The organism is Mesorhizobium sp. WSM4850, from assembly GCF_055811735.1.
The window spans coordinates 1-452 of record NZ_JBVVPV010000175.1 but is presented as its reverse complement, the minus strand read 5'-3'; the positions used below and the strand labels follow the sequence as shown (position 1 = coordinate 452).

1 pseudogene is annotated in these 452 nt (G+C 59.3%); it reads right to left on the bottom strand.

Annotation, left to right across the window (positions count from 1 at the left end):
* Positions 1–410: pseudogene (locus AC0L2Z_RS35465) on the bottom strand (insulinase family protein); the annotation flags it as partial.
* Positions 411–452: the final 42 nt, after the last annotated feature.

Sequence of the window (452 nt, the reverse complement as noted above, 5' to 3'; positions counted from 1 at the left end):
ACCGAGCCATAGATGCCGTCAGGCCGCGCGTGGAAGCTCATCTCAGCGCCGGCATCATCGAGCCGCACCTGAAAGGTGTCGCCGTCGTAATCGCCTGCGCCCTCGTCGAACAAGCCGGTCATCAAATTGACAAGCCCCTCCTTATCGGCCGGGTCCTGGCTGGTGCCGCCGTCGAACACGAACTGGAGCGTGACGATCGGCAGCGTATGGTCTTCCACCAGCCAGGCGGTGATCCCCTTTTCAGATTTCACCTCCTGGATGTTCGTCGCAGCACGGGCGGTACACGCTGTCAGGGTGAGGAAGAAAATAGCAAGGCAAAGGACAGCCAGCCAGGAGGCGAGGCGCCAGCCTTGTCCAAAAGGAGAGGGCAATGCTTGTGGAATGGCCCTGCGGAATTGGTTCGTCATCATATCAATTTTCCTTGGGCAGGAGATAGCCGGTGGTCGAATGGT